The organism is Wolbachia endosymbiont (group B) of Xylocampa areola, assembly GCF_964028205.1.
Lineage (GTDB): Bacteria > Pseudomonadota > Alphaproteobacteria > Rickettsiales > Anaplasmataceae > Wolbachia.
Map to the genome: position 1 here is coordinate 1,054,518 of NZ_OZ034771.1, position 16,926 is coordinate 1,071,443.

Sequence of the window (16,926 nt, forward strand, 5' to 3'; positions counted from 1 at the left end):
CATTCAAGTATAATAAAATTATTTTGAATTAACTATTATATGGTTAAATTTCTATTTTGTTTGCTGTTATTGTTAGTGATAATAAATATATTAAAGTCTAAAGTATAATGAAAACCCATCCAGAAATCCTTGAATACTTTCAAGGCTTAAATAAAAGTATTTCTCTTATCAGGAGGTGTCTTTGACATAGAAAAATTGAAGTTGCGTCTTGAAGAGCTGGATTCTCAAGCGTCGAATGATAATCTGTGGCAAGATAATCAAAAAGCACAAGAGATTTTAAAAGAACGCTCTAAAATTAAGCATGAAATAGAATCGTTTTCAAAGCTAGAAAGCGATTACAACGATTCTATCAGCTTGATGAGATCTGCTATTGATGAGAATGATGAAGAATTTTTTTCTGAAGTTAAAGGTGAGTTAGTAAAGCTAGAGAAATTAATCAAACTTAAAGAGACAGAATCCTTATTTACTGGTGAAGCAGATAACAATAACTGCTTTTTAGAAATCCACTCAGGAGCCGGTGGAACAGAGAGCAATGATTGGACTGAGATGCTCATGCGCATGTATACAAGATGGGCAGAAATTTATCACAATTTTAAAGTTGAAGTTGTAGAAAAATTAGATGGTGATGCAGTTGGTATAAAATCTACAACAATAAAGATCATCGGAGAAAAAGCTTACGGGTGGGCAAAAAGCGAAAGTGGAGTTCATAGATTGGTTAGAATATCACCATTTGATGCAAATGGTAAACGTCATACCAGTTTTGCAAGTGTAGGAGTAACTCCAGTGATTGAAGATTCAATAGATATTGTTGTGGATGAAAAGGATTTAAAGATCGACACTTACCGTGCTTCTGGAGCAGGTGGTCAGCATGTCAATAAGACTGAAAGCGCGGTACGTATTACGCATATTCCAACAGGCGTTGTAGCTCAATGCCAAAATGGTCGTTCTCAACATAAAAATAAAGATGAAGCACTTAAACTACTTAAAGGACGTTTATATCAAATTGAATTGGAAAAAAAAGAACAGAAAATGGCCGAAGAATATGGCAAGAAATGCGATATAGGTTGGGGCAGTCAGATCAGATCGTATGTTATGCATCCATATCAAATGGTAAAGGATTTAAGGACTGGACATGAAGTTGGCAATATAAATTCCGTTTTTGATGGCAATATAGATTGTTTCATAGTTAGTGTATTGGAGTTAAAATGAGATTTATTAAAAAGCTAAGTTTTATGCTCTGCTAATAAGGGGAAAAGAAAACCAAAATCTATTGAGAAAAATGGAACAATTTTGTGAATATATCTATTATCCAAGTAGCTGATGAAAATGGCAACTCGTTTCTTATGGGCACAAAAATGTAATATGAAGAGAAATCTTCGTACATTAAGTTGTAGCGGTTCTGTCGCATCTATAAATTGTGGTACAAGAAGATCGTTAAACTGGGATTATGGGAGTTATAGAGCAATTAGCATAGCAAAATTCTCAAAAGTAGAAACATTATCATTAGCCCCGATAATTTGTCTTTTTTGAATCATACGAATATTTTCTATGCCGGTAATGGTAATCTTTGCGGAGTGGAAGCTCTTAAAACCAAGCATTGGCTTTATTCGTTTTTTGATAAATCTATGATCTTGTTCGACAATATTATTTAGATATTTTATTTGAAAAACCATGATTCTACAATCTTCAGAAATTTCTGTATTCAAATCATCAAGAGCAGCAGTATTACTGCCGCTTTTATCAATTACTACTTTCTCAGGAAGGTTATTCTCTCTAAAGGCTTTACGAAAGAACGCAAGTGCCGCAGACTTGTCTCTACGAGCACACAACAGAAAGTCTACAGTATTACCAATAGTGCTCTGTATAGATAAACCCATTTGCCGTTTAATTTAACGTAGGTCTCGTCCATTCTCCAGCTACTGCCAACCTGCTTCTTCCTTTTCCTTACCGCTTCATCTATCAGTGGTGATAACCCACCTTTGTAACGTAGCATGATCAATTTTTGCTCCCCTTATACTCAGCATTTCTTCCAAATCTCGATAGCTCAAAGAGAATCTACATTTCATATATACAGATAACATTATTATCTCTGCTGAAAAGCTAAATCCTTTGAAATATGGCAATAATTTTGAACTAATACGAAACATCTTTGCTTTTTTTTTAGATGATCATATCACTTCTTTTCTACTTTCCTACAAATGTTACATACCAGGATTTATAGATGCAACAGAACCAATAGAACTACCGGATTAGTAGACTATAAAGAACTAGAATCAAATATTTTATCATCTATAGCTAACCCAAGAAAGGTTTAGCTATATGGCAAAATTGGTTATAATGGTATAATAAGTAATGAGAAAGAAGAAGATGCCAAGTCCATATAGTGAGGATCTGAAAGAACGTGTTTTCAAAGTAGTCGATAAAAAAACAATGACGATAAAAAAATCAGTCAAATATTCAAAGTGAGCATAAAAACAATATATTTGTGGAGGAAAAGGAAAGAAGAAACAGAAACCATCTTCAGGCTATCACAAAGGATATGGCCATAAGATTAAAGATATGGATAGATTTATCAAATTTCTGGATGGATATTAGAATTGAAAAGATAATTGAAGAATTTTGTAATATGTGTAGAAGCACAGTATATAACTACCTTAGCAAAGTAAACTATACATATAAAAAAACTTTTCTTTATCGAGAAAGAGAAACGCAAAGAGTTCATAAAAAAAGTAGAAGAAAGAAAACTTGATATACATAGATGAGTCTGGAATAGAGGACAATGAATTTTATGAATATGGGTAGTCTCAAAGAGTCAAGAGGTTATTTGCCCAGGGTTTAAAAGAAAGAGGTAAGCATGATTGGAGCACTGAATGAAGGAAAAGTTAAAGCACCATGGATAATGGTTCTGTCGCATCTATAAATCCTGGTATGTAACATTTGTAGGAAAGTAGAAAAGAAGTGATATGATCATCTAAAAAAAAAGCAAAGATGTTTCGTATTAGTTCAAAATTATTGCCATATTTCAAAGGATTTAGCTTTTCAGCAGAGATAATAATGTTATCTGTATATATGAAATGTAGATTCTCTTTGAGCTATCGAGATTTGGAAGAAATGCTGAGTATAAGGGGAGCAAAAATTGATCATGCTACGTTACAAAGGTGGGTTATCACCACTGATAGATGAAGCGGTAAGGAAAAGGAAGAAGCAGGTTGGCAGTAGCTGGAGAATGGACGAGACCTACGTTAAATTAAACGGCAAATGGGTTTATCTATACAGAGCACTATTGGTAATACTGTAGACTTTCTGTTGTGTGCTCGTAGAGACAAGTCTGCGGCACTTGCGTTCTTTCGTAAAGCCTTTAGAGAGAATAACCTTCCTGAGAAAGTAGTAATTGATAAAAGCGGCAGTAATACTGCTGCTCTTGATGATTTGAATACAGAAATTTCTGAAGATTGTAGAATCATGGTTTTTCAAATAAAATATCTAAATAATATTGTCGAACAAGATCATAGATTTATCAAAAAACGAATAAAGCCAATGCTTGGTTTTAAGAGCTTCCACTCCGCAAAGATTACCATTACCGGCATAGAAAATATTCGTATGATTCAAAAAAGACAAATTATCGGGGCTAATGATAATGTTTCTACTTTTGAGAATTTTGCTATGCTAATTGCTCTATAACTCCCATAATCCCAGTTTAACGATCTTCTTGTACCACAATTTATAGATGCGACAGAACCGTTCTATTTGCTTGACTCATTTCAAACCTTCATTTTTTATATCAATTTATTACTTTTCTTTTCGGCTTGACACACTTTTTTGAACGTTCCCCACTTTTTCTATCAACTTTTCAAATTCTTCTACAGTTAAGCCTGTTATATTACGAAAATTTCTTGGGTGTTTCTTTATATTGTAGTAACTAAAGCTCATTTTTTTACCTTACTCTATCTGCTTATTCCTCTTCTACCTCTCTCCCATCATTTTATCATTACCTTTTGCAGCAGGTCTATTGATGCATGAGTCTGGAATCTAGGAATTCTGATTATATATTAAGTTAGTAAGTATAAAAGTTATGTAAAAATACAACGTTTTTAGTGAGATTACGGAAAGCCAGCGTCACACGCTGGAATGACATCTTTCTTGGTGGACTCAAACCATAATGTTTGTACGGTTGTGGACTTATAACTAAAGCAATCTAGAAAATTAATGATATTTTATTCCCCGGAGAACGCTCTATTTTGTTTTCCAACTCTAGTTCTAAAAGAGCCATTAGAGCTATGTTGGCAGAAAGTCCGCTTGCTAATATAAGTTCATCTATATCAACAGGTACAGAGTTAATATGATCAACTATAACATATTTTGCCTGTTGCAATTTTTCTTGTTTTTGGTTAACAGCATAGTGCTCAACATTAAATAGGTTTTTTTGCTGCGGAGGTAAACTAAACCTAATACTCTCTATTATGTCATCAGCGGATTCGATAAGCTTAGCACCGTTTTTAATTAAATAATTACTACCACTACAGCGTGAATCTAGAGGGAAACCAGAAACTGCAAATACCTCTCTCCCTTGATTTAAAGCAAAATCTGCTGTTATTAGAGAGCCAGAACGTTTCGATGCTTCAATCACTACAACACCCAGCGATAGACCAGATATAATTCGATTCCTTTGAGGAAAATACTGAGGTTTTGGTTTAGTAGCAAATGGAAGCTCAGTCATTACTAATCCGCCATTTTCAGTAATTTTTTTGTATAGATCAAAATTTTCTCTTGGGTATACTACGTCAATTCCGCTTGCTGTAACAGCAATAGTGGGGTAATTTTTGTATATTACACTGTTTGCTGCAGTATCAATCCCTCTTGCAAGCCCAGAAATTATGATGAAACCAGCTTGGCTTAAATCGAGTGCCAACTTATTGGCAAAATTTCTTCCATTCATTGAAGAATTACGTCCACCGATTATTGCAATTATCTCACGACTTAATAATGATACATCACCAAGTGTAGTTATTACAGGAGGAAAACCAGAGATATTCCTTAAAATGTCAGGGTAATCTGGATCACATGCTGGTGTTATTTTAGCTCCAATTTTTTCTGCATTCTTAATTTCTTCTCGTGCATTTTGAATTCCATAATCCTTGTTAGTCAACTTATTAAGATATTTAAGCACTTCATATAGCGACCCACATGCTCTAAGTATACTAAAGAACTTTACTGGTCCCACAGTTCTAGCCAAGCTTAGCCATATTTCTAATTCTTCGTTATTTAATTTATTTATCTTCATAAAAGGCTTGAATTTCTTATCAATTTAGTGTACCCAAGATAATGTAAATATACAGTGTTTTATGACGCATTTTGTTACAGATAAATGCATAAAATGTAAATATACAGACTGTGTGGAAGTATGTCCAGTTGACTGCTTTTATGAAGGTAAAAATATGCTCGTGATTAACCCAGATGAGTGTATTGATTGTGGAGTGTGTATACCTGAATGTCCAGTAGATGCAATTGTAACTGATGATTCCATAAAAGATATTCTAGAGCTAGATGAAGGCTTACTGAATAATGAACAAAAAATCTTTAAATCATTTTACAATATAAACGTAGAATATTCGCAAAAATGGCCAAACATTACAGCTAAAAAGCAATCCCTAGATACAGCAGAAGAGTATAAAGAAAAAAAGGATAAGACAGCTTATTTTGATGAAAATTTAGGGTCATAGAGTACAAAAATAGACTTACATTTTTTTGATTAAATAGACATTGAATTGTAAGCGTCTATTTCATCTGCCATAGACGATAATTGTGCACTCTCAAAACGGAGATTGTTTGCAATATCTATTAATTTCTCACTAATTTGTGAACGAGGTTCAGGCACTGGAAAGAAAACGTCACATCTAGCCTTGCATAGAGGTTTGTCTGTTTCATTGAACGCCTCTTCACAGTTTTTGTGGCAAATATGAGATAGGTTACGTGCCTGAAACGTTAATGAATTCGAGTTTTGTGTAGGTATAACCATAATATACTCCTAAATTAAAAAACTAACGCCACGGTAGCATTTATGTGTTAATAAAATTGTAATATTTATATCAGCATAATTACTTTCCAGATAAGTTTACTTTATTGAAAATTTCAGGAAAATATTGTACAATTACTCATGAACTTTGGTAAAACTTACGGCAAACGCTAATGTATCTTTCAGTAAAAAAACCGGTTCTGTCGCATCTATAAATCCTGGTATGTAACATTTGTAGGAAAGTAGAAAAGAAGTGATATGATCATCTAAAAAAAAAGCAAAGATGTTTCGTATTAGTTCAAAATTATTGCCATATTTCAAAGGATTTAGCTTTTCAGCAGAGATAATAATGTTATCTGTATATATGAAATGTAGATTCTCTTTGAGCTATTGAGATTTGGAAGAAATGCTGAGTATAAGGGGAGCAAAAATTGATCATGCTACGTTACAAAGGTGGGTTATCACCACTGATAGATGAAGCGGTAAGGAAAAGGAAGAAGCAGGTTGGCAGTAGCTGGAGAATGGACGAGACCTACGTTAAATTAAACGGCAAATGGGTTTATCTATACAGAGCACTATTGGTAATACTGTAGACTTTCTGTTGTGTGCTCGTAGAGACAAGTCTGCGGCACTTGCGTTCTTTCGTAAAGCCTTTAGAGAGAATAACCTTCCTGAGAAAGTAGTAATTGATAAAAGCGGCAGTAATACTGCTGCTCTTGATGATTTGAATACAGAAATTTCTGAAGATTGTAGAATCATGGTTTTTCAAATAAAATATCTAAATAATATTGTCGAACAAGATCATAGATTTATCAAAAAACGAATAAAGCCAATGCTTGGTTTTAAGAGCTTCCACTCCGCAAAGATTACCATTACCGGCATAGAAAATATTCGTATGATTCAAAAAAGACAAATTATCGGGGCTAATGATAATGTTTCTACTTTTGAGAATTTTGCTATGCTAATTGCTCTATAACTCCCATAATCCCAGTTTAACGATCTTCTTGTACCACAATTTATAGATGCGACAGAACCAAAACCCATACTCACCCAACCTAATCAATTACTTGCAATCTGGATTCCAGTTTTAAGCTACTCGGATGACAGAGAAAGGGCTACTTGCATGAAATGAAAAGGAGCACCGAGCAGATCACTTCTTCACAAAGATCTTATCAGCAACACGCATATCAATTATGCTCCAATTGCTAAAAGTAAAGTCGGTTGTATTTTGCAAGTGGCTTAAATAATCCCATGCGCTATAAGGATTATCTTCAGGCAATTTTACTGTGGAACTGTCATCGAGTATGATATTCCATCTTCTATTTCCTACATAAATACAAGAAGAAATATGATCACTTAATTGAGTTTTTCTCTCTAGTATATCTTTAATGAATTTTAGATTTGATAACGAATTTTGTCCTTTAATTACAACGAGGTTATCTATCGGGTAGTCATTTACGATCACTTTACCTTCAGAATCAATTACTGAAGTTCTGTTATCATCTTTCCAAAGAGCGAAAGGTGTATGTTCATCTACATCAATGTGTAAGGTATTAGGTAAAATTCTATAAATTTTTACATATTTTATCCATTTGCTTACAGATTGTATATTATCTGTTAGTTTTGAGAGTGATACATACATGATAGGTTGCGTTCTATCTACTAAACTTAGAATGTCCTTTTCATTTGTAAATTTGTTTCCAGTAACGGTTACTTTGTCGATTAAAAATCCATTGCTAAGTAATAAGCTCGATAAGCGATTGTTACACCAAGTAAAGTAGTAATTGAATCGATTTGTTATTTTATCAAGTGAACTATAAAGTACTAATGTGAGAAAAAGTGCAGTGATAATAACAAGAGCGCACTTGCGCAAAAAACTTCTTTGGCTTCTAGTAACATTGTTCAACATCGGCTTGATCTCTAATATTCCTGTGGTGTAAACTGTCTTCGACAATAATTTTGACTAATTCATTAAAATCAATTCCTCTTGTCAATTTTGCAATTTCTGGTACTAACGACAATTCAGTAAAGCCAGGATGTGTATTAACCTCAAGCATTTTTAAAGTGTTATTTTGGGGATTATAACGGAAGTCTGAGCGGGAAACAGTTTTACATCCTAAAAATTGATGAACTTTTAACGCGTGTTCCAAGGTTATTCTATATATGTTGTTAGGAATTTCAGCAGGAAATATATGTTCTGCAAATCCATCTGTATACTTTGCTTCATAATCATAGAATTTATTTTTCGGTCGTATTTCCATAGTGCCAATTGCTTCATTCAGTAATACAGCAGTATGTAACTCTATACCCGGTATGTATTCTTCTATGATCATCTTTTCCATTATAGTAGAACTATTATTTTTCAGCTCTAAGTAATCCTCATGTGAGAAAATCATGTGTACTCCAATGCTTGAGCCTTCGTTAATCGGTTTTAAGACGTACGGATAATCAACTTTAATATTATTTTTTAGCACATCTTCTCGACTAATTACATAGCCTCTTGGAGTGTCGATATTAAGAGAATGGAATATATGCTTTGACATCACTTTATTCATAGCAACAGCCGAAGCCATAACTTCTGAGTGTGTATATTTTATACCTAAAATCTCCAGTAAACCTTGAATACAGCCATCTTCACCATAAGGTCCATGTAGGGCAATAAAAGCAAGAGCGGGATTAGTTTTTTTAAGCTTTTGAGCAATGTTGCTATCAACATCTATTTCTATTGCATTATATGAAAGGCTATCAAGCGCCTTCTTTACTGCTTTTCCGCTCATAAGCGATATTTCTCTTTCGCAAGAAAATCCACCACTTAAAATTGCTATATTTGGAACCATAAGCACCCTAATATTTTGCTATATATCATATATAAAAGATACTTTTATCTTCAATAGAAAAAACGCTTTGAAAAATTCCACAGCTGTACAGATATTGAAACTTGCAGATGGTGTCATGCAAACTGGTTCCTTTATGATCAGACACCAGATTGCAAGTAAAACTGGAAGATCTTTTTCAGTAATATTCTTTAAAAATTTAATTTTGTAATCCACTTGATTTCCACTGGTTCTGTCGCATCTATAAATTGTGGTACAAGAAGATCGTTAAACTGGGATTATGGGAGTTATAGAGCAATTAGCATAGCAAAATTCTCAAAAGTAGAAACATTATCATTAGCCCCGATAATTTGTCTTTTTTGAATCATACGAATATTTTCTATGCCGGTAATGGTAATCTTTGCGGAGTGGAAGCTCTTAAAACCAAGCATTGGCTTTATTCGTTTTTTGATAAATCTATGATCTTGTTCGACAATATTATTTAGATATTTTATTTGAAAAACCATGATTCTACAATCTTCAGAAATTTCTGTATTCAAATCATCAAGAGCAGCAGTATTACTGCCGCTTTTATCAATTACTACTTTCTCAGGAAGGTTATTCTCTCTAAAGGCTTTACGAAAGAACGCAAGTGCCGCAGACTTGTCTCTACGAGCACACAACAGAAAGTCTACAGTATTACCAATAGTGCTCTGTATAGATAAACCCATTTGCCGTTTAATTTAACGTAGGTCTCGTCCATTCTCCAGCTACTGCCAACCTGCTTCTTCCTTTTCCTTACCGCTTCATCTATCAGTGGTGATAACCCACCTTTGTAACGTAGCATGATCAATTTTTGCTCCCCTTATACTCAGCATTTCTTCCAAATCTCGATAGCTCAAAGAGAATCTACATTTCATATATACAGATAACATTATTATCTCTGCTGAAAAGCTAAATCCTTTGAAATATGGCAATAATTTTGAACTAATACGAAACATCTTTGCTTTTTTTTTAGATGATCATATCACTTCTTTTCTACTTTCCTACAAATGTTACATACCAGGATTTATAGATGCGACAGAACCAAAAAAGGCCATACTGAAGGTAGCAATTTGTCAGTGATACTTGATATCTCTGCTGCCGATATTTTGTGTGATCATAAATTTCTTCAACATGCGACGCTATATCTCTGTACCCCATGCCGCTACCGCTAGATCCGTGCGAACTTTTCTTTATAGTAATTTTACTATATACTAAAATCACCTATATTAGCCCATTTAATCAATATCTATATACGAACTGTTTTGCCTAATTTTGTTGCAGAGATTTCAAAATTCTATTTTTATAACCCTATTTTTACGCACTTATTCTCGCAAATATACGATGTTTTTATGTTTTTGAAAAAGTAAACATTCAAGATTTTTATGGTGCTAATTTATAGTATATTTCTGAAGCTGAAGGAAATTAAATTAATTGTTAGTAACTTTCTGTAAAATATAAAAAATAAGTAAATCTTGACTTTATCTATTAAAAATGTAATAATTAAGTGGCATGACTTTTTAGGAGATCAAAAATAGATCTTAATAACCATACGTAAGGTAATAGCTTTGTAATGTGCTCATACAAGGAGTTAATAAGCTTTTTATAATAAAACATATTATTACTTTATAGTTTATATAATTTAATGTGATGGAGTTTTAAAATGAAATATCAAGATTTTGACTACTACGAAGCTCTAGGAGTTGATAATAGCGCTACGGAACTTGAAATAAAGAAGGCATATCGTAAGATAGCAAATGAATACCATCCTGATAAGGCTTTCAAATCTGATGAACAAGAGAAATACAGAACTTTGAAACAAACTTTAAGAGAAGGTATAGAACTTTTAGAATCAGAAAAAGAATTATTGAATAAGCTTGAAAAGAAAATTGAACCGTTCCTTAAGGCTGCTATTGCAAACGAAACGTTATCTAATCAGAATGAAAGAAAAGAGTATGATAGAGCAAAAGGGGTAAGAAAGAGTGGTTCAGCATCTTCTGATCCAGAAAAAAGGAATGGGTGTGACAAAAAAGAGGAAACAAAGAAGAGTTATCAAGCACCGAAAACGAATAAAAAGAAAGCTCAAGATATTGAATCTGAGTTATTTGATGCCATTTACTACAAAGATTTACAAAAAGCGAAGGGTTTAATAGAGAGATTAAATAATCTGGAAAAGAAGTTAAATGTACTTTCATCAATGTTACCTTATCTTATTGAAAATGCTTGTAGTAATGAAGATTGGTTCAAATTTTTTGAAGAGATTTTATCTTATAAACTCAACCTTGAAGCTTCCGTTTTTGATGGCACGGTTTTACAATATGCATGTCGTTTAAACAACATAAAGATTGTAGAGTTGCTGTTAAAAAATGGTGCTGATGTTAATAAAACTAATTTTAACAAAGAAAGAGCACCTATTTATTACGCACTAAAACACAATAATCACAAACTAGCAAGCTTGCTTTTTCAACATGGAGCAAAGATTAATGTGAGTGGTAAAATTGAGCAAAAAATTATTGCTAATAGCCATCTCTATAACATGAATACGATGGAAGCTCTATTGCAACATACTTCTCCTGAACAAAATACTCAAATATTAAAGCACCTTTTTACAAATAAAGATCCAATCAATAAGGAAATTGTAGCACTATTTGTCAATAAGGGAGCTAATGTCTTCGATGCAGAGTTATATAAAGCCTTTTATAGTAAGAATCTTGAAGCAGCAAGAAGTCTAATTAAAGATATTAAGAACTCCAATACGTGTTTCACTAGGGATCCTGAAAACTTCGGTTTCCTTGTTGAAATGGCTTGTAAAGATAATGAATGCTTCAAGTTTTTTAAAGAAGTTTTATCTGATAAAACGATTGAGATTAACCTTGATGTCAGTACTAAAAGATGTAAAGGTACAGCTTTACAATATGCGTGCAAATTGAAGAAAAAAGATGTTGCAGAGTTACTCTTAGATAATAGGGCTGATGTTAATAAGGTTGTTAATGACAGAACAGCAATCTTTTTTGCTACAATAAGATGCACAAATTCAGAAGAGGTTGAACTTGTAAGATTACTTTTAAACAGGGGAGCTGATCCTTATCTTGGAAAAATGAGTGCATATTCCTACTGCCTTAAAAATGAAGAATTGAAAGCATTGTTCGATCAGGATGAAAAATCCAGGTTATCTAAAGCTTTTAAAAATAAAGATCTTATAGCAGTAAAAGAATTAGTAAAAAAAGTCAAGGACCCTAGTACATATTTCAACACTGACTCCATATTTTTAGGCCATCTTGTTGAAAATGCTTGTGAAAATAGTGATTGGTTCAAATTTTTCGAAGAGGTTTTATCAGAGCAAAATAGCAAGATTGATCTCAACATCGATATTGATTCTTGTGGCACAGCTTTACATTATGCATGTAATCAGAAAAGCAAAAATGTCATGGAATTACTGTTGAAATATAAGGTTAATGTTAATAAAGTTGGTGGTTCTGCTAATCAACCGCCAATTTATTCTCTTTTGCAGCATAACAAGCATGAACTAGCAAGGTTGCTTTGTAATTTTGGAGCGACAACAAGTAGTATAATTCCTGAAGTCGAGGAAGCAATCAGTAATACCAGCTGGTACGATGCATATACTAATGAAACAATAAAAATCATAGTGGAAGGTGCTGGTTCTGCTGAGTATAGAACCAGAATACTAGAGAGCTTCTTTAACAATAAAACCTTGAAATCTAGAGATATCGAAATCATAGAATGGTTGCTTTTAAAATATTCAAACATTGACCATAATCTCAACTTGATGGAAACTGCTATTCACAAAGGTAATGATCAACTTATGCGATCATTCAATGAGGTTTTAGATTCCAGGTTATCTCGGCACTTGATATATCAAAGATTTGAAAAAGCAAAAGAGCTAATAAGGAAAGTTAAAGATCTTAATAAATGTGAAATAAAGCAGCACGATCTTGGACACGCAGACGATGTACTACTCCTTCGTTATCTTGTTGAAAAAGCTTGTAGTGATAATGATTGGTTCAAGTTTTTTCAAGAGATTTTATCAGAGCACAAAAGTAAGATTGATCTCAATCTCACTATTTTTCCTGTTCATGGTACAGCTTTAAACTACGCACGCCATAAGAAAAACAACGATGTTGAAAATTTGCTGTTGAAACATGGTGCTGGTGATTTTTGTCTTGGAAGTCCGAAAGCAATCTTTCAAGTTGAACAGCATGTAAAAGAGAACCCTTCTAAGAAGTTGCAAAATGATGAACAAGCTTCTCAACTAGAAGTTTTACCTGAAGTACTCAGTGTGAAAAGTAAGAAATCTGTTATAGCTGCTTCTTCACTAGTAGCAATATCTGGAATTATTTCAGGAATAGCTATTGCAGTTTACTCAGGAATGTTAGCGGTAGGAATAGCAGTTGGAATTTGTTGTCTAATTGCTGCTGCAGTCATATATAGCTCTTCTCATAATAGTCAGAATAAAAAAGCAGAATCAACAGCTTGACGGAAAGACTTAAAAATAGGGATATTTTTTCTAGCTCTGTTCTTTATAGCAAACCACTGATGCTCAATTTTGTTAAAGTCTGGAGAATATGGAGGAAGATAAAGAATTTCAGCACCAACTCCTTTAGCAAGATTATCTATTTTTTTAGATTTATGAAAAGTAGCGTTATCAAGAATTACAGTTTGGCCAGACCTTAAAATTGGAGTTAAAAACTGCTCAAACCAAGCCTCGAAAACATCCTTATTGCAATATCCTTCAAAGGTCAATGGAGCAATGATTTTCTCTTTATTTAGAGCTGCAATCATACTGACCCGCTGAGCTTTTTTACCTGATTTTAGTGAATGAAACCTCTCTCCTTTTCTGCAGTATCCGTATGGGTAGTCTTCTGTATTATCTATTCCAGATTCGTCAATATATACAAGATTTTCATGACGTTTTGTTGCTATAACCTTTGAAAAGTGAGCTCGCTTCTCTTCATTTCTTTCTTTATATCCGTAGGTCTTTTTTTCTTGTAAATCCAATATTTTTAAGTGCACGGTGAATCGTTTGTCTACTGATATTGCCCCAGAGTTTAGCCATCTCTGACTGAGTTTTGCCACCATGGTTTTTTGCAAATTTGGTAAAAACATTCCAGTCAGTAATTTTATGGTTATATCCTACGCTTCCAGGCTTTTTTGACTGAAAATCTCCCGTTTCCTTACGTCTTTTCTGCCACTCATATAGAGTTGTTTTTCCAATTTTAAATCTCTCGGCAACATTTGCTCTACTTTCTCCTTCATCCAATGCTTCCATTGCTTTTTTCCTTAAGTCGTAACTATACGCTGCTGGCATACAAACCCCACTACCATAAATCCATATCTTAACTTGTTTGGATTATTATGAGAAGAGCTATACTATTGTAATAACCCTTTAAACTCACTTGAGAATAGCAATGCTGAAGCTGTAGTAAATCAAATAACAGTGTAAAATTATAACTTAAGGGGTAAGGAGATATAGCAGGAGAGTTGGCTTTGTTACCTATGAAAGGTCGATTATACAAGCAACTTATTGAAAATCTTATTTTTTGTAATCAGTTTATCCAATTTAGTTGGAGTGTTAAGTTTACTAATCTTTCCATAATTGAGATTAAAGAATTGTAAATAATTTATAGATTCTTCCGAAGAAATTATCTTATTTTTTACTGGCAGACAGCTTGCTTAAACCCGTAAAACTTCTCCATCTGCTCATTCCACAACATCGGTATTTCTCTTAAATCAACTAATTTCAAATCTCTTGGCTGTTTCCCATTTACTATGTCTTCTTTAATCTTCGGAGCTAAATAATTCAACCTTAAAATTTGCTGTATACGTCTTGTACCTATATTAATTTTGGCACTCAGCTCCTTCACACTTTCGTATTTTCCCTCTTCTAGTTGCCGTTTCCACAGATGGGCTCTTACCACTGCTTTCAGTAGTGCATTGTTTGTTTTGCCTTCTGGCTCAGTTACTGTGCATTTCTTTCCTTTCTTTTTTATTGGTATAAATTCCACCTTATCCTCTAAACTCACCTCTATTCCATCTTCTTTTATCATTACTCCTTTTATTAACTTTTTCACTACTTCTTTCTGCTTTCCAAAATTTAAATTTTCCCATTTTTCTTCGGTCTTTTCTCTCCAATTTTCATATATCTGCTCCGCTTTTCTCATCACTTCTTTTTCTACTTCTCCTGCTACTATTGTTCGATTTACTGATTCACAATTCTTTCCCCTTAAGTGATTGTTGCATACATAATATCGGTACCTTTTATTTTCTTTTTTTGAGTATGTCAGTGTCATATTTACACTACAGCTCTTACACTTAATTATTCCCCTAAGCAGCGCTTCCTCATATTTTGCTTTTCTATATGGCTGATTACTTATCAATTCCTGCGCTTTTTGCCATTTTTCTTCCTCTATTATTGCTTCATGCTTTCCTTCATACTCTTTCTCATAATGCCTGATTTTTCCCATATATATTGGATTTGTTATTATTCTTCTCACCGTTGCTTTTTTAAAGATATCCGATTTTGTTCTGTAACCTTGACTATTTAATTCCCTTGCTAGTTCTGCCATTGACTTCAGCTCCAAATATCTTTCAAATATGTGCCCTACTATTTTCGCTTCTTTCTCATTTATTATTAATTCTTTATCTTTTACATCATATCCAAGCGGCAAAGTTCCCCCCATCCACAATCCCTGCTCCTTTGATGTTGCTATTTTATTTTTTACCCTTTCTACGATCATTTCTCTTTCTAGTTGTGCTGCTCCTGATAAAACTGTTTGTACAAATTTTCCCATTGGCGTATTATTGTCAAATATCTGCGTTACTGCTATAAAATTTACTCGATGTCTTCTAAAAAATGATGTTACTTCGATGCTGTCTTTTGTTTCTCTTGATAGTCTGTCTAGTGTGTACACTACTACACAATCTACCTCTCCTTTTTTTACATCTTCAAACAATTCCTTTATTGCTGGTCTTTCTAAATTCTTTCCTGAGAAACCTCAATCATCGTACCTTTTTGCCAATATTACCCAGCCTTCTCTGCTCTTTATGTACTTTTCACATGCTACTCGCTGCGCATCAAGACTATTAAACTTTTGTTCTAGACCATCTTCATTTGATTTTCTTGTATATATCGCGCATCTCATCTCTTTCAGCATTCTTTCTCCTTATCTCTCATTCCAAATAGAAGCGGCCCATTGTAACTCATTCCCATTATTTTTCCGGCTACTGCTGACAATGACGTAAAAAATTCTTCTCTGTAGATTAAACCCTTATCTGTTACCATTACCGCATGCGTCTCTTCCCCTCTCTCTAATATTAATTCTGTCCCTTCTACTGGTAATTTATCGCTACTTATTCTTTTTCCTTTCTCTAGCCGATCTGCCAGATACTCTAGTCTTTTTGTCCCCTTTCTTGACATTTCTCCATACGCTTTTTCCTGCATTCTATAAGCTAATCTTGGTATCAGATATTTCTTTGAGTATCTAGGCGCCTCTTCCCCATATACCTTCTTCCATATTTTTCTCATTTCACCCAAAGGTTTTTTCTCTAAATTCATTACTTTCTTTTCTATTTCTTTCTCCATATTTTTAGCCCTTCATAAATAGCTTTTCAATTCTGTCTATTTCTTTCTTCAATATTTCAGTGATCTCCTTACTGTTTTTCGCATAATCCATTGCTGTCATTCCAAATTTATCCGCTTGTTCTATTTCTCCTCCAGCCTTCACTAATTCTTTCACTATCTCTTTTTCGCCTATCATGCATGCAAGGTGCAGCGATGTGCATTTATTTCCATATTCTTCCGCATTTACATTCCCTCCTGATTTTATCAATTCCCTCACGATTTCTAGACGTTTCTCCGTTACCGCTAGGTGCAGTGCTGTGTATCCTTCTACATCTTTAGCATTCACATTCGCTCCTTTTTCGACTAATAATCTCACTGTTTTTGCGTCTACTGCATAATGTAGTTCCCTTTTCGTCTCTTTCTTTTTAAATGAGCTCTCTAATAGAGATTTCTCTTTCTTACCAAGCTTTATCATAATC

The 16,926-nt window shown here is 33.7% G+C and carries 11 protein-coding genes and 6 pseudogenes; 5 read left to right on the forward strand and 12 right to left on the reverse strand.

Annotated elements, in window-relative coordinates; all coding sequences use genetic code 11:
- Window positions 1-107: 107 nt before the first annotated feature.
- Window positions 108-1,209 (forward strand): peptide chain release factor 2 gene (gene prfB, locus ABWU35_RS05110; RefSeq protein WP_231834412.1). Its coding sequence is split into 2 segments (ribosomal slippage): window positions 108-173 and window positions 175-1,209, totalling 1,101 coding nucleotides; the frame shifts between segments, so codons are not numbered across the junction.
- A gap of 245 nt (window positions 1,210-1,454) precedes the next feature.
- Here the strand turns inward: prfB and ABWU35_RS05115 are convergent.
- A pseudogene (locus ABWU35_RS05115) lies at window positions 1,455-2,147 on the reverse strand (IS6 family transposase).
- An 841-nt stretch (window positions 2,148-2,988) separates the two neighbouring features.
- Here ABWU35_RS05115 and ABWU35_RS05120 point away from each other — a divergent pair.
- A pseudogene (locus ABWU35_RS05120) lies at window positions 2,989-3,681 on the forward strand (IS6 family transposase).
- 108 nt (window positions 3,682-3,789) lie between these two features.
- On the opposite strand, the gene ABWU35_RS05125 reads toward ABWU35_RS05120, so the two are convergent.
- Entirely contained in the window at window positions 3,790-3,930 is a 141-nt protein-coding gene (locus ABWU35_RS05125; protein WP_019078789.1) for a hypothetical protein, read from the reverse strand.
- 265 nt (window positions 3,931-4,195) lie between these two features.
- On the reverse strand, window positions 4,196-5,281 hold the full coding sequence (gene dprA, locus ABWU35_RS05130; RefSeq protein ID WP_007302781.1) for a DNA-processing protein DprA: 1,086 nt from the start codon (window positions 5,279-5,281) through the stop codon (window positions 4,196-4,198).
- A gap of 61 nt (window positions 5,282-5,342) precedes the next feature.
- Between dprA and ABWU35_RS05135 the strand changes: the two genes are divergently transcribed.
- Complete coding sequence (locus tag ABWU35_RS05135) at window positions 5,343-5,720, forward strand: ferredoxin family protein (protein WP_007302780.1); 378 nt, start codon at window positions 5,343-5,345, stop codon at window positions 5,718-5,720.
- 29 nt (window positions 5,721-5,749) lie between these two features.
- On the opposite strand, the gene ABWU35_RS05140 is transcribed toward ABWU35_RS05135, so the two are convergent.
- Window positions 5,750-6,016 carry a hypothetical protein gene (locus ABWU35_RS05140; RefSeq protein ID WP_007302779.1) on the reverse strand — a complete coding sequence of 89 codons (267 nt, stop codon included), beginning with the start codon at window positions 6,014-6,016 and terminating at the stop codon, window positions 5,750-5,752.
- A gap of 280 nt (window positions 6,017-6,296) precedes the next feature.
- Here ABWU35_RS05140 and ABWU35_RS05145 point away from each other — a divergent pair.
- Window positions 6,297-6,989: pseudogene (locus ABWU35_RS05145) on the forward strand (IS6 family transposase).
- 174 nt (window positions 6,990-7,163) lie between these two features.
- Here ABWU35_RS05145 and ABWU35_RS05150 read toward each other — a convergent pair.
- The 4 genes and pseudogenes from ABWU35_RS05150 to ABWU35_RS06150 form a co-directional block, all read right to left on the reverse strand.
- The gene (locus ABWU35_RS05150; RefSeq protein WP_007302888.1) at window positions 7,164-7,922 is read right to left on the reverse strand and encodes a cell division protein FtsQ/DivIB; all 759 of its coding nucleotides are present in this window, start codon (window positions 7,920-7,922) and stop codon (window positions 7,164-7,166) included.
- Window positions 7,903-8,856, reverse strand: coding sequence for a D-alanine--D-alanine ligase (locus ABWU35_RS05155; protein ID WP_012481821.1), 954 nt, complete (start codon window positions 8,854-8,856; stop codon window positions 7,903-7,905). The genes ABWU35_RS05150 and ABWU35_RS05155 overlap by 20 nt, the downstream gene beginning before the upstream one ends.
- A 278-nt stretch (window positions 8,857-9,134) precedes the next feature.
- Window positions 9,135-9,827 (reverse strand): annotated as a pseudogene (locus ABWU35_RS05160) (IS6 family transposase).
- 98 nt (window positions 9,828-9,925) lie between these two features.
- Window positions 9,926-10,035: pseudogene (locus ABWU35_RS06150) on the reverse strand (transposase); the annotation flags it as partial.
- Between the two features lie 496 nt (window positions 10,036-10,531).
- Between ABWU35_RS06150 and ABWU35_RS05170 the strand changes: the two are divergent.
- Complete coding sequence (locus ABWU35_RS05170; RefSeq protein ID WP_410541909.1) at window positions 10,532-13,363, forward strand: ankyrin repeat domain-containing protein; 2,832 nt, start codon at window positions 10,532-10,534, stop codon at window positions 13,361-13,363.
- Here ABWU35_RS05170 and ABWU35_RS05175 read toward each other — a convergent pair.
- From ABWU35_RS05175 to ABWU35_RS05190, 4 genes and pseudogenes are all read right to left on the reverse strand, one after another.
- Window positions 13,333-14,194, reverse strand: a protein-coding gene (locus tag ABWU35_RS05175) for an IS630 family transposase (protein ID WP_265028085.1) whose coding sequence is annotated in 2 segments (ribosomal slippage) — window positions 13,333-13,870 and window positions 13,869-14,194 — 864 coding nt in all. Because the reading frame shifts where the segments join, the coding sequence is not laid out codon by codon here. The genes ABWU35_RS05170 and ABWU35_RS05175 overlap by 31 nt on opposite strands.
- Before the next feature lie 346 nt (window positions 14,195-14,540).
- A pseudogene (locus ABWU35_RS05180) lies at window positions 14,541-16,040 on the reverse strand (recombinase family protein).
- Window positions 16,034-16,468 (reverse strand): DUF2924 domain-containing protein, encoded by a 435-nt coding sequence (locus ABWU35_RS05185; protein WP_353275920.1) that lies wholly within the window; start codon window positions 16,466-16,468, stop codon window positions 16,034-16,036. The pseudogene ABWU35_RS05180 and the gene ABWU35_RS05185 overlap by 7 nt, the downstream one beginning before the upstream one ends.
- 4 nt (window positions 16,469-16,472) lie before the next feature.
- Window positions 16,473-16,922 carry an ankyrin repeat domain-containing protein gene (locus ABWU35_RS05190; protein ID WP_265028113.1) on the reverse strand — a complete coding sequence of 150 codons (450 nt, stop codon included), beginning with the start codon at window positions 16,920-16,922 and terminating at the stop codon, window positions 16,473-16,475.
- Between the last annotated feature and the right edge of the window lie 4 nt (window positions 16,923-16,926).